Raw genomic sequence first — 24562 nt, 5'->3', positions numbered from 1 at the left:
AGGTTAGCTGCTTCCCTCGGCCATTCCCGACCTACAGCGATATTTGTTCTTGCTTTGTTCGTTTCGATGCGCTAGGAAAATAATCAGAGCGGAACGAAGTCGCAAATCGGTTCCGAGGAGATTTCCATGACCGAGCTGCCTCAACTCAGGCAGGGTGCCTTTGCGCCCGGCAATAGCGCAGAGCTGGCTGAAGCGATCGTCACCGGTACGGGTGCCAGAATAGACGTCGATCGTCGGCGGGGACGCGGTGCCGCCCTCAACATGAGCGGACGTTTCGAACCGCGGACGCGCGAAGTGTTCGACGACGGCTGGCAGACGCTTGAGGAATTGCCGCCGTTCAGGACGGAAGTTCAGGTCGAAAAACCCCGCAACGTCATCACCCGCAACGAGTCGCCGGACATCTCCTTCGATCGTTCCATCAATCCTTACAGAGGCTGCGAGCACGGCTGCATCTACTGTTTCGCGCGGCCGACGCATGCCTATATGGGGCTCTCGGCAGGGCTTGATTTCGAATCGAAGCTCTTCGCCAAGCCGGACGCGCCCCGCTTGCTGGAACGGGAATTGGCGAGGCCGGATTATAAGGTGCGGCCGATCGCGATCGGCACCAACACGGATCCCTATCAGCCGATCGAGAAAGAGTGGCGCATCATGCGCCAGATCCTCGAGGTGCTGAAGGCCGCCAATCACCCGGTGATGATCGTTACCAAGTCGGCCCTGGTGACGCGCGACATCGATCTCCTCGCACCGATGGCGGAAAAAGGTCTGGCGCGCGTCGGCATTTCCGTGACCACCCTCGACCGCAAGCTGGCGCGTGCCATGGAGCCGCGGGCATCGACACCGCCAAAGCGGCTCGAAGCCATTCGCGCGATCTCTGAAGTAGGCATTCCCGCCGGCGTGATGGTGGCACCAATCATTCCCGCTCTCAACGATCATGAGATAGAGCGGGTGCTCGATGCCGCGAAAACGGCGGGCGCTACGGAAGCAAGCTACGTTCTCCTACGTCTGCCGCTGGAAGTTAGCCCGCTCTTCCGTGACTGGCTGCTCAGAAACTATCCGGACCGCTACAGACACGTGATGTCGCTCGTCCGCTCGATGCGCGGCGGCAAGGATTATGACGCCGAGTTCGGCAAGCGGATGAAGGGCGCCGGTCCCTATGCCTGGCAGATCGGCCGCCGCTTCGAACTTGCCGCCAAGCGCCTGGAGCTCAACCTCACCCGTCGCCAATTGCGGCACGATCTCTTCGTGCCGCCGCTGGGAATGGGAGTGCAGCTGTCGCTGCTTTAATGCATGTCGCCCAAAAGTGTGCAGCGGTTTTGGGATGACGACATGCACAAAAACAAAGACCTAAAGCGCGCCGCGTGAATGCGTTTGAACGCGACGCGCGTTAGGAGGGTGCGAGACGAGCCGCGAATGTGTGGGGGAGCGAAAAGACCCTCTCATCTCATATTCAGTTCCGGCGCCACCCTTGCCTCAGGATGGCGCTGGCTTTCCTCCCGGTTTACCGCCGCACACGTACCGGGGGGCTTGAAGGGAATCGGGCGAATATGCGAGGGTCCCCCGCATGTCACGTCGCAAGTCGTCCGATTCCCCGCTTTTTCAACTTGAGCCGGTGCTTCCGGACTTCAGCTTCGAAATCGCCGCCAAGCGGGATGGTTTTTGGCCGGTCGCCGGCGCCGACGAAGCCGGCCGCGGCCCGCTTGCCGGTCCGGTGGTGGCAGCAGCCGTCATCCTCGATTCCGAGGCCGTGCCGGCCGGTCTCAACGACAGCAAACTGCTGACGGCCGAGCAGCGCGAGGCCTTGTTCAACGAGATCATGGCGACGGCGACCGTGTCGATCGCCTCGTCCTCGGCGGCACATATCGACGCAACCGACATCCTCAAGGCAAGCCTCGACGCCATGCGCCGCGCGATCGACGGCCTGTCCGTGGCGGCGCGCTTCGCACTCATCGACGGCCGCGACGTTCCGCAGGGCCTCGCCTGCCACGCGAAGGCGATCATCAAGGGCGATTCCCGCTCCGTGTCGATCGCTGCCGCCTCCATCGTCGCGAAGGTCACCCGCGATCGCATGATGGCCCGCGCCGACGCGACCTTTCCCGCATACGGCTTTGCCATGCACGCAGGCTATGCCACGGTCCGGCACCGGAACGCCATCGACAGCCATGGACCGTGTTCGCTGCATCGGATGAGCTTCCGCCCGTTTCGGCAGGAGCAAGAGCAACCCATGGCAATGAGCGCCGAACCGCTCGAAGTCAGTTCCTGACGAAGAACCCCTTCCCTAGTGCCCGTGCCAAAGAAAAAGCCCCGCCGAAGCAGGGCTCTTAATGCGCGAAGTGTAAATTCGGAGCTTAGTTCAGGCGTCCCTTGACCTCGCCGAGCGCCTTCTGGAAGAGGGCGTCCTGTGCGCTCGCGTCGGTCTTGGTCGCAAGCACTTTCTCGGCTGCGCTGATCGCGAGATCGACGGCTGCCGCGCGAACCGCGTTGATTGCGTCGCTTTCGGCCTGCTTGATCTTCTGTTCGGAAAGGGCCGTACGGCGGGTGACGTAGTCCTCGGTCTTCTGCCTGGCTTCCGCCGCCAGCATCTCCGCCTCGCGCTGGGCGGCAGCGACGATGTTGGCGGCTTCCGCCTCGGCATCCTTGCGCTTGCGCTGGTATTCGGCAACCAGGGCCTGGGCTTCCTCGCGCAGGCGCTTGGCTTCCGCAAGTTCGTTGCCGATCTTGTCGGCACGCGCGTCGAGCGCTTCGGCGATCTTGCCCGGCACCTTCAGATAGGCGATGAGAGCGAAGAAGAGGATCAGGCCGACGAGGGCGTAGAAAGTCGCATCAAGTGCCATTGTTCCCTGCCCCTCAGTTGCCGGCTGACGCCTTGACCGCCGCAGCGATCTCGGTCTTCGTGACGTTGCCGCCAATCAATTGTTTGACGACGGCCGTGGCCGTCTCCTCGGCGATAGCGCCGACATCGGCAAGCGCCTTGGATTTGATCTCGGCGATGCGCGCTTCGGCAGCGGTAATCTTCTTTGTGAGCTCGGCCTCCACGGCCGCGCGGTCGGCATTCGCCTTGCTCTTGGCGTCTTCGCGGGCCGTGTCGGCAATCGAGTGGCCCTCGGCCTTGGCATTCGCCAGTTCCTGCTCGTAGGAAGCGATCGCGGCATCGGCCTGGCCCTTTAAGCGGGAGGCTTCATCGAGATCGTGGGCGATGCGGTCATGGCGCTTTGCGAGAATCCCGCCAATGCGCGGAATGATGACCTTCGACATCAGGAGATAGAAAAGCCCGAAGGTGATCGCCAGCCAGAGCAGCTGCGAAGCGAAATGAGTCGAATCGAAGGGCGGAAACACGCCGGAACCATGCTCGCCTTCGTGGGCCACACCCGTTTCGGTGTGCACCTCACCGGCCGCAGGGGCATCGTGTGCTTCGGCGCCTTCAGTGGTGGTTGACTGCTGGGCATAGGCCGCGGTCACAAACATGCTCACCTCCAAGGTGCACTTAAAGATATGCGCGGCCGCGAACCCGAGGGACCGCGGCCGAAGCTTCAGCCGTTATTAGACGGCGAAGAGGAGGAGCAGGGCTACGAGCAGCGAGAAGATGCCCAGAGCTTCCGTAACGGCGAAGCCGAATACGAGGCGGCCGAACTGGCCGTCAGCAGCCGACGGATTGCGCAGAGCGCCAGCGAGATAGTTGCCGAAGATGTTGCCGAGGCCGAGAGCCGTGCCGGCCATACCAAGGCATGCAAGACCTGCACCCAAGAACTTTGCTGCTTCCGCGTCCATGATTGACTCCTTCGAATGGTGTTGCGGCTTAGGATTTGCGCCCCGGGCGGCTGAAGCCGACCGGAAGCGAGCGACTGTTATTCCTTAGTGGCTTCCCGGGTGGACAGCGTCGTTGAGGTACATGCAGGTCAGTACCGCAAAGACATAGGCCTGGAGGAAGGCGACGAGGAACTCAAGACCGGTGAGAGCGACGGTCATGATGAGCGGCAGGATCGCGCCACCGATGCCGAGCGCACCGAAAGCGCTGAGCGAGGCGACGAAGCCTGCGAAGACCTTCAGCGTGATATGGCCGGCCAGCATGTTTGCGAAGAGACGGACCGAGAGGCTGATGGGCCGGGATAGGAAAGAGATGACTTCGATCGACACCACGAGCGGCAGCAACGCGCCCGGCACGCCGTGCGGCACGAAGAGCTTGAGAAAGCCCAGACCATGCTTGTAGAAGCCGTAGAGCAGGACCGTGCCGATCACGAAGACGGCGAGAGCGAAAGTCACGATGATCTGGCTGGTGACGGTGAAGAAATACGGGAACATGCCGAGCAGGTTCGCCGTCAGGATGAACATGAACAGCGAGAAGACCATCGGGAAGAACTTCATCCCATGGCTGCCCGCCCCTTCGCGAAGCATCGAGGCGATGAACTCGTAGGACAGTTCAGAAACCGACTGCATGCGCGTTGGGATGACGCCGCGCTGAGAAGTCGTCAGGTAGAGAAAGCCCGCGGCAGCACCGACGGTCGCCACCATGAACAGCGACGCATTGGTGAAGGAAAAGTCAATTCCGCCAATCTCGATCGGGACAATCTTGTTGACCAGGAACTGGTGGGTCGGATCGTTTGACACCGCGCTTCTCTTTCGTTCTGCCCGCCCGCAAGCGGAAACCGTGTTTTCCGGTCGGCGCCTCAGGCGCCGTCACCGTCCTTCTTGCTATCATCAATACCGCCTCCGCGCTGGTCGGGTGTCGCCACCAGACCGGCAGAACGCAGCACATTCAAAACACCGGCACAGAAACCGAGAAGCAGGAGGACGATCATGCCCCACGGCCCTGTACCCGCAAAATGGTCCAAAAGATAGCCCAGGAATGCCCCGACCACGATGCCGGCGATGAACTCGCTGGAGAGCTTCATCGCTGCTGCGTAGCCTTTGCGGCTCTCCGCGCTTCGAACCTCCGCCTCGTCCGAAACATCCACGCGCTTCGACGCGATGTCCTCACCAAGGCGCTTCAGCCGCGCTTCCAGACTTTCTTCCGGCTTCTCCGTCACATGGCTCCCCTTTTGCAGCCCCACGCGGTCGAACGCGATCTCGGTCATACAAACGGCCGGTGCTCAAGCCACGGTTCGGCCCCATTTGAAGTCGCGCGCAACATAGTTTTAGGCACCCGCATAGTCAAGGCATGCGGGGGCATAGAGGGTGGACAATGTTTGCAAGGTTTTTCAACGGCTTAATGGAAATTTGCGGCACCTGCGACAAAGCTGCACCGGGAATCGCCCTCATTCATCGGAGCCGCTCTTCGCCTCACAGGCGTGACTTGTGCGGAATCCTGTGGCCGATCAACTCCAGCCGCCGCCATAGGTCCGATAGAAGATGTGCAGACCGATCTGTCCCACGCGTTTCATGGTCTTCGCCCAGGCGGGCTTCACATAGGTGGCATGGTAGTGTGTCGCAGAACCGACTTCCGGGAGCCAGATCTTTCCGGCGGTGACCGCCATCGCGACCTCCTTTGCGGTCTTCCAATGCGAACGCGAATAGATGAGATCACGGATCATGTCGCAGGCGAAGGAGAACTGGCAGCGGTTGCGCCAGGCCTTGTTCTGATAGACGACGCCGCAGATGGTCTTCGGGTAGGTGGGATTGCGCACCCGGTTGAGAATCACTTGGGCGACTGCCGCCTGCCCCTTCACCGATTCGCTGCGCGCCTCGAAGTAGATGCCTTCGGCAAGACAGGTCTGCTCCTCCTTGCCGAACACCGTCGCCGGCAAGGCCGTCGCCGCCCAGGCATGATCGTCGGGGGAGATGTCCGGGATGAACCGTCCACCGTTCTTGTCTTGGCGAAGGATCGAATCGAAAGGCGATTCACGCGCATAGTCCGGCTCCGGCCGGACGTAGGCAGTGGCGAGGATGTCGGCATCGCGGTTGGTCACGAGCTTGGCAAGCATGGGCGAAACGCCCGGGTCCGGCCGCGGCGGCTTCCTGCGGTAGAAGGCCGTGGCGATCTCGATCTCCTTGCCAATGATCTTCGGCTTGGCGAAGGCCATCTTCTCCGCCCCGTCGAAATCAGGCTCCATCAGGAAGCTCGTGCGCTTCAGGATCGAGCCGGCGCTGAAGTCCTTCGGCGGCGTTACCGGCGTGACGGCGACGATTCGGCCCTTCTTCAGCTTGCGGGTGACGCGGTCCTCGTCGGGAGTTCCGCCCTGATGCTTCGATTCGGCCGTCAGGGCCACGCGCCTGCCATCGGAGAGCGTCATGCCGGCGCCGCCGTCGAGCCCGCCGGTCGTGATCGGATCGGCAAACACCATGTCGACGTCGTGAAGCGATCCGGCCGGCGACCGGGTCAGATACATGCGCCAACGCTCGCCGCCCCGGTTGATGCCAGAAAGAAAGGTGGCGAGATCGGAATAGGCAGCGACCGACGGAAAGCCTAAGAAAATGGCGAGGCCGATGATGGCCGGGGCGCGCCAGGCGGAGAAGGACAGGCGAAACTTGCGACGCGACTGCTTACTCCTACGCATCATACCGCTCCACGCAAATCTTACTGGCGCACGCGTTCTCGCAAGCCGGCTCTAATTTGAAACCGGCCTGACGACGACATGCAGGGACGCTAAGATCTTGAAGCGTCCGGACGGTTGCCCGGGGTCGCTTCGTTCGACCTCGAAAATGAAGCATTAACCTTGATGTTTGGTTAATGCGGCTGAGTGGCGAAGCTCGTCAAATGATCACGTGGGAGCCGAGTTCGACGACGCGGTTGGTCGGCAGGCGGAAATAGTCGGAAGGATCGATGGCGGCATTGGCGAGCGCGATGAAGAGGCGATCCTGCCAGTGCGGCATGCCCGACTGGGCGTCGGGCACGAGCTTGCGGCGGCCGAGATAGAAGGAGGTCGACATGATGTCGAACTTCAGGCCGGATTTGCGGAAAAGGCCGAGCGCCTGGGAAACGTTCTGCGTTTCCATATAGCCGAACCGCATCTCGAGTTGGGTGAAGCGCTCCGACAGCGGCAGGACGCTGACGCGCTCTTCCTTGGGCACTTTCGGGGTGTTGGCGGTGCGGACCGTCAGGATGAAGTTCTGCTGGTGCAGGACGTGGTTGTGCTTGATGTTGTGCAGGAGGGCGGCGGGCGTCGAATCCGGATCGCTGGTCAGGAAGATCGCCGTGCCCGGTACGGCGACCGGCCCGTGCTCGCTCTTGCGTTCGATCGACTTTATGAAGCTCGCGAGCGGAATGTCGATATGGCGGGTCTTGTTGTGGAGGATCTCCGTGCCGCGCTTCCAGGTCCACATGACGATGATGAAGGTCGCCGCGATCAGGATCGGCACATAGCCGCCGTCATGGATCTTCAGCATGTTCGCGCCTAGGAAGACGAGCTCCAGCGTGAGGAGCGGCAGCAAAGCGGCGGCGGCCCACCAGCCGGACCAGTTCCAGCGCGCGCGCAGAAACTCGAAGGCGAGCATCGTCGTCACGACCATGGCGCCTGTCACGGAGATGCCGTAGGCGGTCGCAAGCGATTCCGATGAGCCGAAGACGAATACGAGTGCCATGACGCCGAACATCAGCAGCGTGTTGACATTGGGCAAATAGATCTGGCCGGTGTGGGTTTCGGACGTATGGAAAATCGCCATGCGCGGCAGGAAGCCGAGATGGATCGCCTGGCGCGTCAGCGAGAAGGCGCCGGTGATCACCGCCTGGCTTGCGATGATGGTCGCTGCGGTCGCAAGTATGACGACTGGGAGCAGCGCCCATTTTGGGAACATCAGGAAGAACGGATCGGACATGGCCTCCGGATGCTCGAGCACGAAGGCGCCCTGGCCGAGATAGTTCAGGGTCAAGGCCGGGAAGACGATGGTGAACCATGCCCATTGGATCGGCCGGCGGCCGAAATGGCCGAGATCGGCGTAGAGCGCTTCCGCTCCCGTCACCGTCAGGAACACGGCGCCCAGCACAATGATGCCGACATAGCCCTCAGTGAACAGGAATGTCACCGCATAAAAGGGGTTGAAGGCGGCGAAGATCGACAGATCGTCGGCGATATGCACGAGGCCGATCCCGCCCATGACGAGGAACCAGACGAGCGTGATCGGCCCGAAGAAATTCGAGACGGCCGCCGTGCCCTTCGACTGGACGGCGAAGAGAAGCAGCAGAATGACGACGGCAATGGGAACGACATAGTCCGAAAGCGCCGGCGTCACCAGTTTCAGGCCCTCGACAGCAGAGAGGACCGAGAGCGCCGGCGTGATCATCGCGTCGCCGATGAAGAGCGCCGCCCCCGCGACGCCCATGAAGAACAGAATCGGCGCGTGACCGTTGGCTGTCTTCATCAAAAGAGCGAGCAGCGAGAGCGTGCCGCCCTCACCCTGGTTGTCGGCCCGCAGCAGGAAGAGCACATATTTGATCGTCACGATGATCGTCAGCGACCAGATCATCATCGAGATCAGGCCGATGATCTCCGCATCCGTGACGCCGTCATGGGCGACCGGGCGCAGCGCTTCGCGGAAAGCGTAGAGCGGGCTCGTGCCGATGTCGCCATAGACAACGCCGATCGAGCCAAGCCCAAGCGCAAGCAGGCGGCGCAGGTTCTCGGATCCATGTGCGGCAGGGGCAGACGACTGAGACATGGTATCCAACAGGCTCCTTAGAGCCAGCCTTTCCAGCGGAAGAAGAAAAACGGGATCACGGCCGAGAGCACCATGGCCGCGAGCGCCCAGGGATAGCCGAACTGCCATTCGAGTTCCGGCATCACGCGAAAGTTCATGCCATAGACCGAAGCAACCAGCGTAGGGGGCAGGAGGACGACCGAAGCGATCGAGAAGATCTTGATGATGGCATTCTGCTCGACATTGATGAGACCGAGCGACGCATCGAGCAGAAAGGTAATGTTTCCCGAGATGAAGGCCGCATGTTCGGAAAGCGACTGGATATCCCTGGAGATCGAGCGGCAAAGCTCGCGGCTGTCCTTGTCCTCCTGCACTTCCGGCACGGTGTAGAGGAAGGTGAGCAGCCGCGACAGGGAAGCGAGGCTATCGCGCGTCTTCGCAACCAGCCTGTGGTGGCCCGCCACATCGCGCAGGCGAGCTTCGAGAAATTGCGGCGGCCGGCGCCGGCCCGCAGCCCTGTCGCCGAACACCTCGATCGACAGGTCATCGATCTTGACGACGGCCTGCTCGAGAATTTCCGACGTCCGGTCGGTGATCGTTTCCAGCAGCCGGGTCAGCAGCACCACGCCGTTGCGGCAGCCGTTGGGAATCCGATGCAAGCCCGCCTTGAAGAGGCCGAAGGCGCGCGGCTCCGCGTAGCGGATCGTCACCAGTCTGCCTCCGGAAAGGATGAAGCCTACATCCGTCAAGCCGGGAATCTGGGTTTCGCTGCGATAAACCAGCGACGCGGTCATGAAGACGGCGCCCCCTTCGACATAAAGGCGGCTCGACGGCTCTATGCCCTTGAGATCGTCGCGGGTCGGAATGGAAATTCCGAGCAGCCCCTCCATCATGTGTTCTTCGGCCCTGGTCGGCTCGACGAGGTCGATCCAGACGATCTCCGGGCGCAGGGCGGCTGGCGGTTCGGCCGTCGTAAGGGCGACGGCTTCGCCATTGACGCAATAGCCTGAGATCATGCGGCCGCCTTTTGGGTGGGACCGACAGGAAAGAACGATGAAGGATTGAAACGATCAGCCGCCACAGGATTTCCACAATGCCGATTCATCTGATGCAGACTTCCGCCCCACGACATCTCCCCTTGGCTGAAATCTCCGGTGAGGGAGGGTGTGCGCCTGCCTCTGCGCGAGCGGCAAGCCATATGGCGCAACACTCGGGCAAAATCAATGCTTTTTGCAGATGCCGACCTCGGCGGCACATTACGCCTCGTTGCGAACGGTGCCGGACCCTACGTCATATTTTCCGCAAGCGGTACCTTCCCGCGAAAGAAAAAATAGCGCGGTCTGGTTCTGCCCCACCGATGGTCTATTCGAAGACGATGTTCGGCATCGCCCGGCCTTTGTTCGCCTTCCCGGCCGAGAGCTGTTTCCAGACCCGTTCGGCGATGCTGCGGTAGTTTCGCGCGACCTCACCATCAGGATCGGACACCACCAGGGGTGTGCCTGCATCCGAGGTTTCCCGGATTCCCATGGTGAGCGGGACTTCGCCGAGGAAGGGCACGCCGATGCGTTCGGCCTCCTTGCGGGCACCGCCATGGCCGAAAATATCGTAGCGCTTGCCGGTGTCGGGAGCGACGAAATAGCTCATGTTCTCGACGATTCCGAGCACCGGCACCTCGACCTTGCGGAACATGGTAATTCCCTTGCGCGCATCGGCGAGCGCCAGATCCTGCGGCGTCGACACAATAACCGCGCCGGCGAGCGGCACTTGCTGGGCCATCGTCAACTGCGCATCGCCAGTGCCAGGAGGCATATCGACGACGAGCACGTCGAGTTCGCCCCAGGCCACCTCGCGCAGCATCTGCAGGAGAGCGGACTGGATCATCGGTCCGCGCCAGATCATCGCGACCTCCTCGTCGACGAGGAATCCCATCGACATCACCGGCAGTCCGTAATTTTCCATCGGCCGGATAAGCCGCCCCTCGATCTGCTGCGGCCGGCCGGAAATCTTCAAGAGGCGCGGCATCGACGGGCCATAGATATCGGCATCGAGCAACCCGACCTTGAGACCGTTCGCCTGAAGCGCCAGGGCCAGATTCACCGAGGTCGTCGACTTGCCGACGCCGCCCTTCCCCGAGGCAACCGCGATGATCGCGCCAACGCCCGGGATACCTGCTTTGGCCGGCGCGCCGCCGGCCGGCCGCGGAGCATGCGCGTGAGCCTGCCCGGAAGGCGGCGCCGGCCGCTGTACCGGGGTCGCCTGAGCCGCCGCCTTGCGGTCCGCAGTCAGCGCGACCATGGCCGCCTTCACGCCCGGCATCTCCCGAACGACTCGTTCGGCAGCGGCGCGCATCGGTTCGAGCTCCTTCGCACGATCCGCCGGCACGGTAATCGAAAAATAGGCCTTGCCGTCGGAGATGAACACATCGGAGACCAGGCCCAGATCGACGATGTTGCCCTCCATGTCCGGGCCGCGCACGCTCCGCAGCCTTTCCAGCACCATTTCCCTGGTCACGTCCGGCATCTCGCCCTCTTCTCTCTGCCGCGCCGGCTATTCACCGCCTGTTGGGACGGGACGGTGCTGCCCACGCTTACAATGCGATCCCTTCGAACCGAGTCCGATCCGAGAGTCCTTGTGCAGTAGATAATCGAGGCGAGGCACTTCGCCAATGTTGGAATTGAGAAAATGAAGGGCCGCCAGCCTATCACCCGTGTCCGTACATCCGGGATCACGGGCGGTGGGCGGCGGCCCTTTTCGCGACCTTCTTGGGCGCTGTTCTTTTTAGTCCCCTCTGTGGACCAGCAATGAACAAGCAGAAACCGTGCCAGTTTCAAACGGCGGGGATAAAGCTGCGATTTCCACGGAAATAGGCGAAGCGACGCGAGACGCAGGCCGCGTGTCCGCCCAAATCCTGGGCATGCGTGCTTTTGGGCACAACACTTTGACCGCAATCGAGCAGCTGTCCGTAACGGCGGGCCGAAGGCTAGCTAATATAGCCCTTCTTCATCGCCTTCACGACCGCCTGCGTGCGGTTGACGGCGTCGAGCTTCTTCGTGACATGGTTGAGGTAGTGATTGACGGTGTGCTCGGACAGGCCCAGGATCCCGGCAATTTCAGCACTTGTCTTACCGGCTGCGGTCCAGCTCAAACACTGGATTTCCCGCTCAGACAGGGTCGTGTTGCTGTTCTTCCAAACCGAACCGATCTCGGCGAGCCGGTTATAGACGTGGATCGCGATCATCTGCAGTTCCATCGCCGCGGTCATCGGCAGATCGGCCGCCGGGCCCATGAGAATGACCGCGCCGCGGCCGCCCTCGGCATCATGGACAGGGAAATAGTTGGCCTGAAAGATGCCGTTTTCGCGCAGCATCGCGATGTAGTCCCCGGCAGACGCCGGCTTGCCGCCCTCGCTCTCCCAGTCTTCGAGGGTGATCTGGAACGGCGTCGTGGTCTCCCGCAACCGACGAACGCCCGTGCTGAAACGCAGCATCGACAGGCTGTCATATTTGTTGAGAAGCTCGGCCGGCATGTTGGAAATGACGGTGGCGGCGGAAAGCCGCTCCATGTCGATCGGCGGGATCGAGCAGATGAGGAACGTCTTGAAGCCGAAAATATGCGTAATCCGCCGCATATAACGGATGATATCGAACTGAGTCTCCAGCCTTGCGATCTCAGACGCGAAATCACCGCCCCGGGGTAGATCGATGTCAGTCATCCCGGTCGTCATCGTATCTTGCATTCGCGCGTTCCATGACATTCATCAAGTATCAAATAGCCTGAGCCGCGCATGATTGCCAACAGGTGATCGGCAATGGTCTCCCTTCGCCGCCAAAAGGCTGTGTATTACGTTTCGCGCGGCGGGACGCACGAGGGGCAGGAGCGAGGCTTGTTCTTTTAATTGATCAGGCCGGCCCGCATCGCCTTGGCGACCGTCTGCACACGATTGACCGAATCGAGCTTGCGGGTCGCGCGATTCAGATAGTGGTTCACCGTGTATTCGGAAAGCGCCATGATTCGCGCCATCTCGACGGTCGTCTTTCCGGCCGCAGCCCAGCGCAGACATTCGATCTCGCGTCGGGAAAGGCCGCCCGGCCGGCGCCGGTCGCGCGTTCTGATCTCGGAAAGCCGGCTATAGAGCAGCCCCGCCCAGAAATTGAGGGCCTGCATTTCGTCGCTCGAGACCACCTCCCGGTCTCCGCCAAAGGCAATGGCAGCGCGACCTCCCTTGGCGTCGTGGACGGGAAGGTACAGACCGCGCGGCATGCCAGCCTGCTCGAAAACACTGACGGCGGCCTCGCCCTTGCCGTCCATGCGCCTGCGCGCCAGCAAATGCGCATCATAGGTGAAGGGGATGGTGCTCCGGCGCAGCCGCTGGATAACGGGGCTTCCCTCGATCAGGCCGGCGCTATCATAGCGCCGTAGGAATTCGGCGGGCCAGGACGTGAGCAACGCCTGAGCAGCCAGGCTGTGACAACCGGAGTCGGGAATGGCCAAGACGATGAAGCCGCGGAATCCGAAAGCGTCCGAAATCTGGTCCAGAGCGCGCCTGACATCGTCTTCATTGCCGAGCGCCCCATCGATCGAGCGGCCATCGGGAAGGATCAGTGAATTGATGTCCGCGTTGAAATCCATCATCGTTCCGCTGGCCTCCCACAACCTGTTCACGCCGTTGGCGAGTCCGGTCGGTTCACCGTCCTAATCCGCTCTTGGCGCTTCCGCCAAGGAACACATCCCGCGCGAAACTGCAACCAGTCGTGGAGGCGGGAGTAGCCAGTTGAAGCTAGCGATCTATAGCCGCCTCGTCCAGTCGAAACTTCTAATTTACCGTAAAGCGATGCTTAGCGGCCGCCTCGGCCGGGTCCCAACCGGATTCGGGCCTCCTCCTCGACCTTAGCGGCGGCCTTGCGAACATCCGCCGCCCAGGCCGCCAATTGCGTCATCGTGACGCGATAGGAAGGGCCGGTTACCGAAATACCGGCTACCAATTCGTGCTCCGGAACGACGATCGGCGCTGCCACGCAACAGATCTCGGCTTCATGCTCCTCGCGGTCGAAGGCATGGCCTTCGCGGCGAATCTCTTCAATTTCCGCAAGCAGCGAAGCGGCCGAGCGATGCGTGCGCTCGGTGAACGGGACGAACTGCATCCTTGCCGTGACTCGTTCCAGCGCGCCATGTCCAAGCGACGACAGGGCCGCCTTGCCGATCCCTGTGCAATAGGCCGGCGAGGCCTTGCCGATCTGCGAGCTCATGCGGACCGTCTGGCGGCTTTCGACCTTGTCGACATAGATGATCTCGGTGTCGCGCAATATGCCGAGATGAACCGTTTCGCCAGTGAGTTCATGCAGACGCAAGAGGTGCGGCTCGGCAATGTCGCGAAACTGATTGCCGGACCAGGAGCGATAGGCAAGCTTCAAGAGGCGCAATCCCGGCTCGTAGGAAAGATCGCTTCGCTGCACCAGCAGGCCTTCATCGACGAGGTGCCCAAGCAGCCGATGCAACGTGCCGCGCGGCTGGCGGACGGATTGCAGGATGTCGGTGAACCGCTGGGGCCGGTCGGCCGCCGCGACGGCCTCAAGCACCGCCATTGCCTTCCCCAGCGTGCCGGTCCCCGGCCCTTCGCTTTCCTGCTCGCTCACGATCTTCGCTTCCATTTCATCCGCTTTCGCCCGCTTGCCACCTTGACAGGATAAGACCCGCAGCGCGATAATTCCAGAAAATAAAGAGCTATTCCACATATTGGAACAATTTTTCTGAGAAAGAGGGAGAGAACGATCGATGACGCTGCCGAGCAGTCAGTTCCCCGACTTGCGCGATCGCGGCGTCCTGGTCACCGGCGGGGCCTCCGGCATTGGAGCGGCGCTGGTGGAGGGCTTTCTGCGGCAGGGTGCGCGCGTCGCCTTCATCGATATTGCCGAGGACGCGGGCCGCGCGCTTGCGGACAGGCTTGCCGCCGAAATCGGACAGAGGCCGGAATTCGTTCGCGCCGATCTCCGGGACGTCGAGCAGGCAAGAAGCGCCGCGGATGCAGCCGTCGCGGCGCTCGGCCCCATTCGGGTGCTGATCAACAACGCCGCCCGGGACGACCGGCAGCCGCTCGAGGAGGTGACAAGGGAAAGCTGGGACGAAAGCCTCGCCGTCAATCTCAGGCACTTCTTCTTTCTCGCCCAAGCGATTGCGCCGCACATGCGGCAAGCGGGTGGCGGATCGATCATCAATTTCTCGTCGATCGCCTTCATGCTGAACATGCCTGAAATGCCGGCCTATGCGACGGCAAAGGCCGGCATTATCGGGCTCACCAAGTCGCTCGCCGGGAAACTCGGGCCGGACAATATCCGCGTCAATGCCATCCTGCCCGGCATGATCGTCACCGAACGGCAGAAGCGGCTCTGGCTCACGCAGGACTCGATCGCCCGGATGCAGGAAAGGCAGTGCCTGAAACGCGTTCTGGCTGCCGAGGATCTCGTCGGCCCTTGCCTCTTTCTGGCCTCGGATTGCTCCGCGGCGATGACGGCACAGAGCATGATTATCGATGGAGGCGTGTTTTGATGACGGCAGGCTACTATGCCGCGGTGGACTGGGGGACCTCGAGCTTCCGCTTGTGGGTCATCGGAGAGGACGGGTCGGTGCTCGCCGAACGCCGCAGTGCGGAGGGTATGACCACCGCAGCGGAAACCGGGTTCCACGCCGTCCTCGACAGCCATCTTACCGCCGTATCGGCATCTGCCCATCTGCCGATCATCATCTGCGGCATGGCCGGCGCCCGGCAGGGCTGGAAAGAAGCGGGCTATCTTGAAACGCCGGCAACGCTTGGCGCCATCGCGGGAAATGCAATCGCCGTTCCGGACGTGGATCGCGACATTCGCATCCTGCCAGGCCTGGCGCAACGCAACGATCGGCATCCGGATGTCATGCGCGGCGAGGAGACGCAATTGCTCGGGGCAGCCGGTATGCTCGACAGCGGCCGGCACCTGGTGTGCATGCCGGGCACCCACAGCAAGTGGGTGCGGCTGTCGGGTCAGACGGTCGACGGTTTCTCCACCTACATGACCGGCGAATTGTTCGACGCCATCTCCAAGCATACGATCTTGAGCCATGCCGTGGCCGGGGTGGATGCCATTGCTGCCGACAGCGCTGCCTTTTCCGAAGCCGTCACCCAGGCACGGGAAAAACCGGCGCTGGCGACGAACCTCCTCTTTTCCGTCCGGGCGGGACAATTGCTTCATGGTCTGAGCGCGGCCGACGCCAAGGCTCGCCTGTCCGGCACGCTGATCGGCCTGGAGATCGCCGGTGCGCTCGCTACGGCGGGCCCGGTGGACGGCATCTGCCTGGTCGGCTCGGGAAAACTCGGCACGCTCTATCGCGCGGCGCTTGAAAGCCAGGGCCTCGCAGTCCGGCTCATCGACGCCGATGAGGCGGTGCGGGCCGGCCTTTCAACCGCTGCCCAGGCTATTTGGCCCCTTTGACGGAAGAAAAGAAGATGAACCGCATTCCCCTGCCCCCGATGAAATATCCGCTGATTGCGATCTTGCGCGGATTGAAGCCGGAGGAGACCGAGAGCGTCGTCGGCGCACTGATCGAAACGGGCTTTACGGCGATCGAGATCCCGCTGAATTCGCCCGACCCGTTCCGGTCCATCGAAACGGCGGTGAAAATGGCGCCGGTCGACTGCCTCATCGGCGCCGGCACGGTGCTGACGACGGGTGACGTCGAGCAGCTCGACGGCGTCGGCGGCCGCCTGATGGTCAGCCCCAATGTCGAGTCGTCGGTCATCCGGCTCGCCGCGGCCAAGGGCATGGTGACGATGCCGGGCGTCTTCACCCCGACGGAGGCACTCGCGGCAGCGGCTGCGGGCGCCAGCGGCCTGAAATTCTTCCCCGCCAGCGTTCTTGGGCCTGCCGGCATCGCGGCCATCCGCGCAGTGCTTCCGCACGACATCGAGATCGCCGCGGTCGGGGGCGTCTCGGAGGCCAATTTTGCCGACTATGCAAGGATCGGCGTGCGAAGCTTCGGACTCGGCTCGAGCCTTTACAAGCCGGGAATGAGCGCAGCGGATGTCAGGCAGCGGGCGGTGGCAACGCTGAAAGCCTATGATGCCGTCTATGGAGGCCAAGAATGACCGACCTCGTCGCCTTTTCTGGCCACATCCTCTGCGACTTCGCTTCCGAACTCGGCGAGGGCCCGACCTACGACCCCCGCGCCGACACCGCCTGGTGGTTCAACATCAAGGGCCAGGAGTTGCACGAGCTCCATCTCGGGAGCGGACACAAGACCATTCATCCCCTGCCCTTTCTCGGCAGCGTGCTGGCCACCATCGACCCCGGCCGGCAGTTGATCGCCTCGGACCAGGGGCTTTTTATCCGCGACACGGCAAGCTTCTCGCTCAGCCCGTTCGCCGCAATCGAGGACAAGCCGGGCAACCGCTCCAATGACGGGCGCGTTCATCCCTCCGGCGCTCTCTGGATCGGCACCATGGGACGGAAAGCCGAGACGCATGCGGGCGCGATCTATCACGTCGCCGGCAACCGCATCACAAGGCTCTACGGCAATATCACCATCCCGAACGGCATCTGCTTTTCGCCGGATGGCGCCACCGCCTATTTCACCGACACCGACGTCAATCACCTGATGCGCGTCGCCATCGATCCGGCGACGGCACTGCCGACCGGCGATCCCGTCACTCTTTCTGACGAGAGTGCGGCACCGGGCGGGATCGATGGCTCGGTCTGCGATGCCGACGGCTTGATCTGGAACTGCCGCTGGGGCGCCGGTGCCGTCGAAGTGTACAAGCCGGACGGACAGAAGGTCGCCCGCTATGCGGTGCCGGCGACGCAGCCGAGTTGCCCCGCTTTCATCGGTGCGCGGGCGGACAGGCTGCTGGTCACTTCCGCCTGGCAGGACCTCGACGACGCGGCACGCTCCGCCGATCCCAACGCCGGCAAAACCTTCGAGCTCGGCATCGACGTCAAGGGCCGCTTCGAGCCGGCGTTCCGACTTAGCTGAAGGATGCTTCATTCGGCGCCCGATCGCGAACAAAAGCTGGCGGCGCCGAGAAAAAGTCATACAATTAATCCATGCGGTGAATCGCGCATGGAAAGGGAGTGCTCGGATGAGCGATAAGAAAAAAGAACTGAGGAGCCGGCACTGGTACGGTGGCACGCACAAGGATGGTTTCATTCACCGGTCCTGGATGAAGAACCAGGGCTTTCCGGATCATGTCTTCGACGGCCGGCCGATCATCGGCATCTGCAACACCTGGTCCGAGCTGACGCCCTGCAACAGCCACCTGCGCATCCTTGCAGAAGGCGTCAAGCGCGGCGTTTGGGAGGCGGGCGGCTTTCCGGTCGAATTTCCGGTCTCGTCGCTCGGCGAAACCCAGATGCGGCCGACGGCCATGCTGTTCCGCAACCTCCTGGCGATGGATGTGGAAGAGGCGATCCGCGCCTACGGCATCGACGGCGTGGTGCTGCTCGGCGGCTGCGACAAGACGACGCCGGGCCAGTTGATGGGGGCGGCCTCCGTCGACCTGCCGACGATCGTCGTCTCCTCCGGTCCGATGCTCAACGGCAAATGGAAAGGCAAGGACATCGGCTCGGGCACCGATGTGTGGAAATTCTCCGAAGCGGTGCGCGCCGGCGAAATGAGCCTGCAGGAATTCATGGCAGCCGAAAGCGGCATGTCGCGGTCGCCCGGCGTCTGCATGACCATGGGCACGGCGACGACCATGGCGTCCGTGGTGGAGGCGATGGGCCTCTCGCTCCCGACCAATGCGGCGCTGCCGGCCGTCGATGCGCGGCGCATGGCGCTGGCGCACATGACCGGCAAGCGGATCGTCGACATGGTGCACGAGGATCTCAGGCTGTCGAAGCTCCTGACGCGGCAGAACTTCGAAAACGGCATCATCGCCAATGCCGCCGTCGGTGGATCAACGAATGCCGTCGTTCACCTGCTGGCGATCGCCGGGCGCGCCGGTGTCGATCTCTGTCTGGAGGACTTCGACCGCGTCGGCGGCCAGGTCCCCTGCATCGTCAACTGCATGCCGTCCGGCAAATACCTGATCGAGGACCTCGCCTATGCGGGCGGCCTGCCGGCAGTGATGAACCGCATTCAGCACCTGCTGCACGCCGATGCGCCGACGGTGTTCGGCGTACCGATCAGCAAATATTGGGAAGGTGCCGAGGTCTATAACGACGACGTCATCCGGCCGCTCGACAATCCGCTCCGCGCCGCCGCGGGTATCCGGGTGCTGAAGGGCAACCTTGCGCCGAACGGCGCGGTGATCAAGCCATCGGCGGCAAGCGAACACCTGCTCGCCCATGAGGGGCCGGCCTATGTCTTCGAGACGATCGAAGACCTCAAGGCGAAGATCGACGATCCGGATCTGCCGGTCACCGAGGATACGGTTCTCGTGCTCAAGGGTTGTGGTCCGAAGGGCTATCCCGGCATGGCCGAGGTCGGCAATATGCCGATCCCGCGCCGGCTCGTCGAAAAGGGCGTTCGCGACATGGTGCGCATCTCCGATGCGCGCATGTCCGGCACCGCCTTCGGCACCGTTGTGCTGCATGTCAGCCCTGAAGCCAACGCCGGCGGGCCGCTGGCGATCGTCAGGACCGGCGACCGCATCCGGCTCGATACCATGAAGGGCGAATTGAACCTGCTGATCAGCGAAGAGGAATTCGCAAGCCGGGTGGCGGCCTGGCAGCCGCCGGAGCAAAAATGGCAGCGCGGTTACTACAAGCTCTACCACGACACCGTGCTGCAGGCCGACAAGGGCGCCGACCTCGATTTCCTCGTCGGCAACAGCGGCAGCGAGGTGCATCGCGAGAGCCACTGACCCTTCTATGGCCACCGATGATGAGCGCCGCGTGCCGACCTCGGCACGCGGCGCTCTCCGTTCCGCCCGCCATTGGTTTTGCTTGCCGCGGGCGGTTGGCATTTACATAAAAAGAGATTTATACCGGTGGATGAACAGGCTCGATGCTGAGACAACCAGCGGCTTTATATTTTCATTTTATCCGGAACAGTTTTCGCTGCCGGACGTTGCTTGAGTACCACCGGCGCAGCGCAAAACACCGGAAAATAGGGGCTGCGCTTAACCGACAACGTCAACGAAAGGCAGACTGATATGATCGACAAATTTATATCTTCCGTTGCCGCCGGCGCGCTTCTCGTGGGCGTTGCCGTCGCTCCGATGAGCTTCGCGCAGGAAACCACCACACCGCCGGCCCCGGCGCCCGAGACACAGGTGCAGCCTGCTCCTGCCACTCCGGCACCGGCTGACCAGGCACAGACACCGGCTCCTGCGGACAAGACGACCGACATGGCAGAAGCTGGGTCCTATCTGACCGAACAGGCGGACGACCAGATTTCCGCTAACACCTACATCGGTCAGTCGGTCTATAACGCCAATGATGAAAGCATCGGCGAGATCAACGACCTTATCATTAAGAAGGAAGGCGGCGTCGCTGCGGCTATCGTCGGCGTCGGCGGCTTCCTCGGAATCGGCGAGAAGAACGTTGCGGTTCCGTTCGAAAGCATCGAAGTCACCGAACAGCCTGACTCGGATGCCCTCAAGCTGACGACGACCGAAACGGCCGAATCCCTGAAGGGTGCGCCGGAATTCAAGACGAAGTCGCAGTTGATGGCTGAGCGCAACGCGGCGCAGCCCGTCGACACGTCGACGACTTCGGCAACGGGAACGACTCCGGCTCCGGCACCGGCACCCGCCGAACCGGCACCGCAGCAGTAACCACGCTGCCGGTCGCAACCGACACAGAAGCGGCGCTCACGGCGCCGCTTTTGTTTTGAAACTCCACGCTTATGATTCAATACCAAGCGTCGGGCATACCGGCCTTGCGCCTCGCCACGTAATCGACGAGGGCTTCGTCGATCGCCGCATCCAAGGGCGGCGCTTCGTATTCGGCAAGCGTCTTCTTCCAGAAACGATTGGCGCGTAGCGCCATGTCGGTTTCGCCCTGCTCGACCCATTTCTCGAACGGCTCGTTATCTGAGAGCGCGCTGTCCCAGAAGGCGGTCTGATAGTTGCGCATCGTGTGCTCGCAGCCGAGGAAATGACTTCCCGGACCCACTTCCGTAAACGCATCCATGGCAAGCGAATTGTCGTCGACGACGACGCCTGCGAGATAGGAATGCAGCGCGCCGCAAAAGTCTGTATCCATCACGAATTTCTCGTAGGACATGGCCAGCAGGCCGTCGACAAAGCCGGCCGAATGCAGGATGAAATTGGCGCCGCAATGGACAGCCGACAGCATCGACATGACGCCTTCCTGCATCGCCTGGGCGTCCGGCCGCTTCGAATTGGAGAAATTGCCGGCGCAGCGCAGCGGCAGGCCCAGTCGGCGGGCGAGTTGGCCAACCACCATGCTGCCGATCGCCGGTTCCGGCGTGCCGAAGGTCGGCGAGCCGGAGCGAAGCGACATCGACGAAAGGAAGTTGCCGAAGATCACCGGCGCGCCCTTGCGTTCGAGCTGCGTCAGCGCGCAGCCGGCCAGCGTTTCGGCATAGGATTGGGCGATGGCGCCGGCATTGGTGACGGGCCCCATCGCACCACCGAGAATGAAGGGCACGATGACCGCCGCCTGGTTGGCGCGGGCATAGGCACGCATCGACCTGGTCATCGTCCCGTCCCAGACGAGCGGCGAGTTGACGTTGACGTTGCCGAGGATCACGCAGTTGTTGTCGACGAATTCGGCGCCGAAGAGAATCCGGGCCATCTCGATCGAATCCTCCGCACGATCCTCGGCGGTGATCGAACCCATGAAGGCGCGGTCGGAATATTTGATATGGCTGTAGACCATGTCGAGATGGCGCTTGTTAACCGGCACGTCAACCGGCTCGCAAATCGTACCGCCGGAATGGTGCAGCCAGGGACTCGATTGGGCGAGTTTGACGAGATTGCGGAAGTCCTCGATGGTGCCGTAGCGCCGGCCCTTGTCGATATCCGTGACGAACGGCGAGCCGTAAGCCGGCGAAAAGACGACGTTCCGGCCGCCGATCTCGACGCTGAGGGCGGGATTGCGGGCGTGCTGGGTGAATTGCGACGGCGCCGAGCGAACGATCTCCTTCAGCATTCCGGGTTCGAAGGTGACGCGGACGCCCTCGATCTTCGCACCTGCGCGCCGCCAGTGCTCGAGCGCCACCGGGTCGTCGCGAAATTCGATACCGACCTCGGCGAGAATGCGATCGGCGGTCGCCTCGACCCGCTCGAGGCTCTCCTCCCCGAGGATGTCATAGGTCGGTATATTGCGGACGATGTAGGGAACGCCAAGTTGCCTGCCGCCCCGCCGCTGCGGCCGTCCGCTTCGTGTTCGCCTCGGAGCATCGCCAGTCGCACTCGCCAATGCCATCGCCGTTCTCCCATGATTTGGGATGATGGTATTTGCGGCAAACACCGTTGTAACGCTGGAAAAATTCCACGCATGATATAAGTAGCGCTTATGGAAAACATGCGCCGCCTGCTGCCGTCCGCCGCCAGCCTCATCATCTTCGAGGCCGCCGGCCGTCATCAGAACTTCACCCGCGCCGCTGCCGAGCTTGGCATGTCGCAGGCGGCGGTCTCCTATGCCGTAAGGAGCCTTGAGGACCAGCTCGGCGTTTCGCTCTTCCATCGGGTGCACAGGGCCGTCGAGCTCACCGAGGCCGGCGAGAGGTTCCATGCCGACGTGTCGGTCGGCCTGGCGCGCATCCAGAAATCGGCCGAAGACATTCGCGCCAAGGGCCGCGAGACGAATGTGACGCTGGCTGCCTCGACGGCCTTCGCCTCCATGTGGATGTTGCCACGCCTCAATCGGCTGCGGGAGGATCTGCCGGAGATCGACCTTCGCATTCAGACGGGCGTTCGTGATCTGAACCTCGACGAGGAGCCGATACCGCTGGGCATTCGCGGCGGCGACCCGGCCCAATGGCCGCGCTATCACGCGGCATTGCTCGCCGACGAGGTGATCACTGCCGTAGCGACGCCGGCCTATGTCGAGGCGCATGGCATGCCGAAAAAGCCGGCGGACCTCCTGCGGCACAGCCTCATCCACCTCGAAGAGCCGGTCAGGCGCGCCTGCGACTGGACCGAGTGGTTCGCAAGCGCCGGCCTTGCCTATCCCGCACAAGGCAAGCGGCTGGCGATCAACGACTATGTTCTGGTGATCCAGGCCGTGCTCGCCGGCGAGGGCATCGCCCTTGGCTGGGACCATCTGATCGCCGGGCAGGTGCGCTCAGGCGCCCTCGTTCCGGTTGCCGGCCACGTGCTGCGGACCGGTCAGGCCTTTTACGTCGTGTGGCCGCGGTCGCGCGAACTCAACAGCCAGGCCGGACGCATTCGTGACTGGCTGCTGAAGGAAGGCGCACGCGACCGTGCTGACGATGTGGCGGGCCGCGACGACGGTCAGCGGGCTACAGCGTCGCGGTGACGGTCGGAGAGATAGCGCATGGTGGCGACCGCATCGGCCGGCTTGCCGTAGAAATAGCCCTGCCCCATGCCGCAGCCGAGCGCTTTCAGCTTCAGCACTTCGGAGATGTCCTCGATGCCCTCGGCGACGACCTCGAGTTCCAGCCCTTCGCACATCGAGACGATCGCCCTGACGATGTGTTCCGAAGCCCGATCGGCCGAAATCCGCGAGACGAAGGCGCGATCGATCTTCACCTTGTCGAAAGAGAAATCGCGCAAGCGGCAGAGGCTCGACTGACCGGTGCCGAAATCGTCGAGCGACACGCGCACCCCGGCGGACCGCAATTCGGAGACGATCTTCTGCGCCACATCGGCATCCGCCATCACGGCGGTTTCGGTGATCTCCAGTTCCAGGCGGCGCGGGTCGAGGCCGACCTTGTTGACGATCGCCAGGAGACGGCCGCTCGTCGCCGGGTCCATCAATTGCGCCGATGACAGGTTGAAGGAGAGAAACAATTCCTTCGGCCACGCCAGGGCTGTCTGTGCCGCCTTGCGCAGCAGCATTTCGGCGAGCGCCTCGATGAAGCCGCGCTCCTCCGCCAGCGGCACGAACACGGAAGGCGAGACATAGCCGAAATCCGGATCGCACCATCTGGCAAGCGCTTCGAAACCAACCACGCCGTCGTTGCGAAGGTCCACGATCGGCTGGAAATGGACATCGATCTCCTCGGCGATGATCGCGTTGCGCAGAGCCTGCTCAAGCTGCGTCGCCCGCTTCATCTCCTGGGCGATCTCATGCGAATAGACCGTGATCTGGCCGCGGCCACGCCGTTTCGAACGGTAAAGCGCCGTGTCGGCGCTTTTCAAGAGTTCCTCGAACACCGCACCGGCAAACGGATAGACGGCAAAACCGAAGGAGGCGGACAGCCGAACCGTGCGGTCGCCGAGATCAAATGGCGCAGAGAGGATTTCCTTCAGCATCTGGCCGAGTTTCTCGGCACCCTTGCGCTCGAAGACGAGCGGCAGCACCAGTGCGAACTCGTCGTCGGCCGTGCGGATCACCGTCGCCCCTTCCGGAACGCAGGCCGACAATCTCTGCGCGACCTGGCGCAGGATCCGATCGCCGGCCTCCGGCCCGAAAAGATCGTTGATCGGCTTGAAGCCGTCGAGATTGGCAAGGCCGATGGTGAACGGAGCCGGATCGCTGGCGCGTTCGGCGGCAAGCTCACAGACCTTGTGCCGCAACTGCTCTGCATTGCCCAGCCCGGTCAGCGGATCGACGAAGGGCAGCCTGTCGGGACCGCGACGGTCGATGGCCAGTTCGGCGACCATCATCGCGCTACGCCCCCGGCCGGAGCGCGCGCCCGTGCCGCACGGAGCACGTCCCGTCGATCGCAACCGAAGTCCGACCGGGGGAATGACTGTTTGGCCGACATGCTCATGTCTTCGATGCTCAACTCTTGCAGCCTTGGGCGACAGCTTCGCGCGGTGAACGCGCGAAAATTGGTGCTATGCCAGCGACTGGGCAGTTTCTCCCGGATGGTGGTGCCGATGAAGGCAACCGTGGAGCAAACGATGTCAATCGGCGGTTAACAATCCTAT

The 24562-nt window shown here is 62.6% G+C and carries 23 protein-coding genes; 9 read left to right on the top strand and 14 right to left on the bottom strand.

The window, feature by feature from the left end; genetic code table 11:
- Nucleotides 1-126: 126 nt before the first annotated feature.
- Nucleotides 127-1284: a PA0069 family radical SAM protein gene (locus SS05631_RS02550; RefSeq protein ID WP_037413303.1), complete on the top strand. Its 1158-nt coding sequence runs from the start codon at nt 127-129 to the stop codon at nt 1282-1284.
- 277 nt (nt 1285-1561) lie between these two features.
- Nucleotides 1562-2260, top strand: a complete 699-nt coding sequence (locus SS05631_RS02545) for a ribonuclease HII (protein ID WP_037413302.1) — start codon at nt 1562-1564, stop codon at nt 2258-2260.
- An 85-nt stretch (nt 2261-2345) separates the two neighbouring features.
- Here SS05631_RS02545 and SS05631_RS02540 read toward each other — a convergent pair whose 3' ends face one another.
- The 12 genes from SS05631_RS02540 to SS05631_RS02480 form a co-directional block, all read right to left on the bottom strand.
- A complete protein-coding gene (locus tag SS05631_RS02540; RefSeq protein ID WP_037413301.1) occupies nt 2346-2831 on the bottom strand; it encodes a F0F1 ATP synthase subunit B in 486 nt (161 codons plus the stop codon).
- 13 nt (nt 2832-2844) lie between these two features.
- Nucleotides 2845-3462, bottom strand: coding sequence for a F0F1 ATP synthase subunit B (locus SS05631_RS02535; protein WP_037413300.1), 618 nt, complete (start codon nt 3460-3462; stop codon nt 2845-2847).
- 75 nt (nt 3463-3537) lie between these two features.
- Nucleotides 3538-3765 (bottom strand): F0F1 ATP synthase subunit C, encoded by a 228-nt coding sequence (locus SS05631_RS02530; protein ID WP_026612986.1) that lies wholly within the window; start codon nt 3763-3765, stop codon nt 3538-3540.
- An 84-nt stretch (nt 3766-3849) separates the two neighbouring features.
- Nucleotides 3850-4602, bottom strand: coding sequence for a F0F1 ATP synthase subunit A (locus tag SS05631_RS02525; protein WP_037413299.1), 753 nt, complete (start codon nt 4600-4602; stop codon nt 3850-3852).
- 59 nt (nt 4603-4661) lie between these two features.
- Nucleotides 4662-5021 (bottom strand): AtpZ/AtpI family protein, encoded by a 360-nt coding sequence (locus SS05631_RS02520; protein WP_037413371.1) that lies wholly within the window; start codon nt 5019-5021, stop codon nt 4662-4664.
- Between the two features lie 288 nt (nt 5022-5309).
- The gene (locus SS05631_RS02515; protein ID WP_037413370.1) at nt 5310-6488 is read right to left on the bottom strand and encodes a cell wall hydrolase; all 1179 of its coding nucleotides are present in this window, start codon (nt 6486-6488) and stop codon (nt 5310-5312) included.
- Nucleotides 6489-6684: 196 nt separating this feature from the next.
- Entirely contained in the window at nt 6685-8586 is a 1902-nt protein-coding gene (locus SS05631_RS02510) for a potassium transporter Kup (protein WP_037413297.1), read from the bottom strand.
- A 17-nt stretch (nt 8587-8603) separates the two neighbouring features.
- Entirely contained in the window at nt 8604-9581 is a 978-nt protein-coding gene (locus SS05631_RS02505) for a magnesium transporter CorA family protein (RefSeq protein ID WP_037413296.1), read from the bottom strand.
- A gap of 346 nt (nt 9582-9927) precedes the next feature.
- Nucleotides 9928-11085: an Mrp/NBP35 family ATP-binding protein gene (locus SS05631_RS02495; RefSeq protein WP_037413295.1), complete on the bottom strand. Its 1158-nt coding sequence runs from the start codon at nt 11083-11085 to the stop codon at nt 9928-9930.
- 460 nt (nt 11086-11545) lie between these two features.
- Complete coding sequence (locus tag SS05631_RS02490) at nt 11546-12301, bottom strand: LuxR family transcriptional regulator (protein ID WP_086022718.1); 756 nt, start codon at nt 12299-12301, stop codon at nt 11546-11548.
- A gap of 155 nt (nt 12302-12456) precedes the next feature.
- Nucleotides 12457-13197: an autoinducer binding domain-containing protein gene (locus tag SS05631_RS02485; protein ID WP_037413292.1), complete on the bottom strand. Its 741-nt coding sequence runs from the start codon at nt 13195-13197 to the stop codon at nt 12457-12459.
- Nucleotides 13198-13400: 203 nt separating this feature from the next.
- A complete protein-coding gene (locus tag SS05631_RS02480; RefSeq protein WP_037413291.1) occupies nt 13401-14213 on the bottom strand; it encodes an IclR family transcriptional regulator in 813 nt (270 codons plus the stop codon).
- A 124-nt stretch (nt 14214-14337) separates the two neighbouring features.
- On the opposite strand from SS05631_RS02480, the gene SS05631_RS02475 reads away from it, so the two are divergent.
- From SS05631_RS02475 to SS05631_RS02450, 6 genes are all read left to right on the top strand, one after another.
- Nucleotides 14338-15108: an SDR family oxidoreductase gene (locus SS05631_RS02475; protein ID WP_095677915.1), complete on the top strand. Its 771-nt coding sequence runs from the start codon at nt 14338-14340 to the stop codon at nt 15106-15108.
- Nucleotides 15108-16025: a 2-dehydro-3-deoxygalactonokinase gene (locus tag SS05631_RS02470; protein ID WP_037413289.1), complete on the top strand. Its 918-nt coding sequence runs from the start codon at nt 15108-15110 to the stop codon at nt 16023-16025. Before SS05631_RS02475 ends, SS05631_RS02470 begins: the two co-directional genes overlap by 1 nt.
- A 14-nt stretch (nt 16026-16039) precedes the next feature.
- Nucleotides 16040-16678 (top strand): 2-dehydro-3-deoxy-6-phosphogalactonate aldolase, encoded by a 639-nt coding sequence (locus SS05631_RS02465; RefSeq protein ID WP_037413288.1) that lies wholly within the window; start codon nt 16040-16042, stop codon nt 16676-16678.
- A complete protein-coding gene (locus tag SS05631_RS02460) occupies nt 16675-17562 on the top strand; it encodes an SMP-30/gluconolactonase/LRE family protein (protein WP_037413287.1) in 888 nt (295 codons plus the stop codon). The genes SS05631_RS02465 and SS05631_RS02460 overlap by 4 nt, the downstream gene beginning before the upstream one ends.
- A 106-nt stretch (nt 17563-17668) precedes the next feature.
- On the top strand, nt 17669-19393 hold the full coding sequence (locus tag SS05631_RS02455) for an IlvD/Edd family dehydratase (protein WP_037413285.1): 1725 nt from the start codon (nt 17669-17671) through the stop codon (nt 19391-19393).
- Between the two features lie 291 nt (nt 19394-19684).
- Nucleotides 19685-20308, top strand: a complete 624-nt coding sequence (locus SS05631_RS02450; RefSeq protein WP_037413283.1) for a PRC-barrel domain-containing protein — start codon at nt 19685-19687, stop codon at nt 20306-20308.
- Nucleotides 20309-20384: 76 nt separating this feature from the next.
- Here SS05631_RS02450 and SS05631_RS02445 read toward each other — a convergent pair whose 3' ends face one another.
- Complete coding sequence (locus SS05631_RS02445) at nt 20385-21926, bottom strand: trimethylamine methyltransferase family protein (protein WP_037413282.1); 1542 nt, start codon at nt 21924-21926, stop codon at nt 20385-20387.
- Nucleotides 21927-22016: 90 nt separating this feature from the next.
- Here SS05631_RS02445 and SS05631_RS02440 point away from each other — a divergent pair, with 90 nt between their 5' ends.
- On the top strand, nt 22017-22982 hold the full coding sequence (locus SS05631_RS02440) for a LysR substrate-binding domain-containing protein (protein WP_037413281.1): 966 nt from the start codon (nt 22017-22019) through the stop codon (nt 22980-22982).
- Here SS05631_RS02440 and SS05631_RS02435 read toward each other — a convergent pair.
- Nucleotides 22958-24295, bottom strand: a complete 1338-nt coding sequence (locus tag SS05631_RS02435; RefSeq protein WP_037413280.1) for an EAL domain-containing protein — start codon at nt 24293-24295, stop codon at nt 22958-22960. The two genes, SS05631_RS02440 and SS05631_RS02435, sit on opposite strands and share 25 nt — an antisense overlap.
- Nucleotides 24296-24562 lie beyond the last annotated feature (267 nt).

It is taken from the genome of Sinorhizobium sp. CCBAU 05631, from assembly GCF_002288505.1.
Taxonomy (GTDB): Bacteria; Pseudomonadota; Alphaproteobacteria; order Rhizobiales; family Rhizobiaceae; genus Sinorhizobium; species Sinorhizobium fredii_C.
This window is presented reverse-complemented; position numbering and strand designations above follow the sequence as displayed.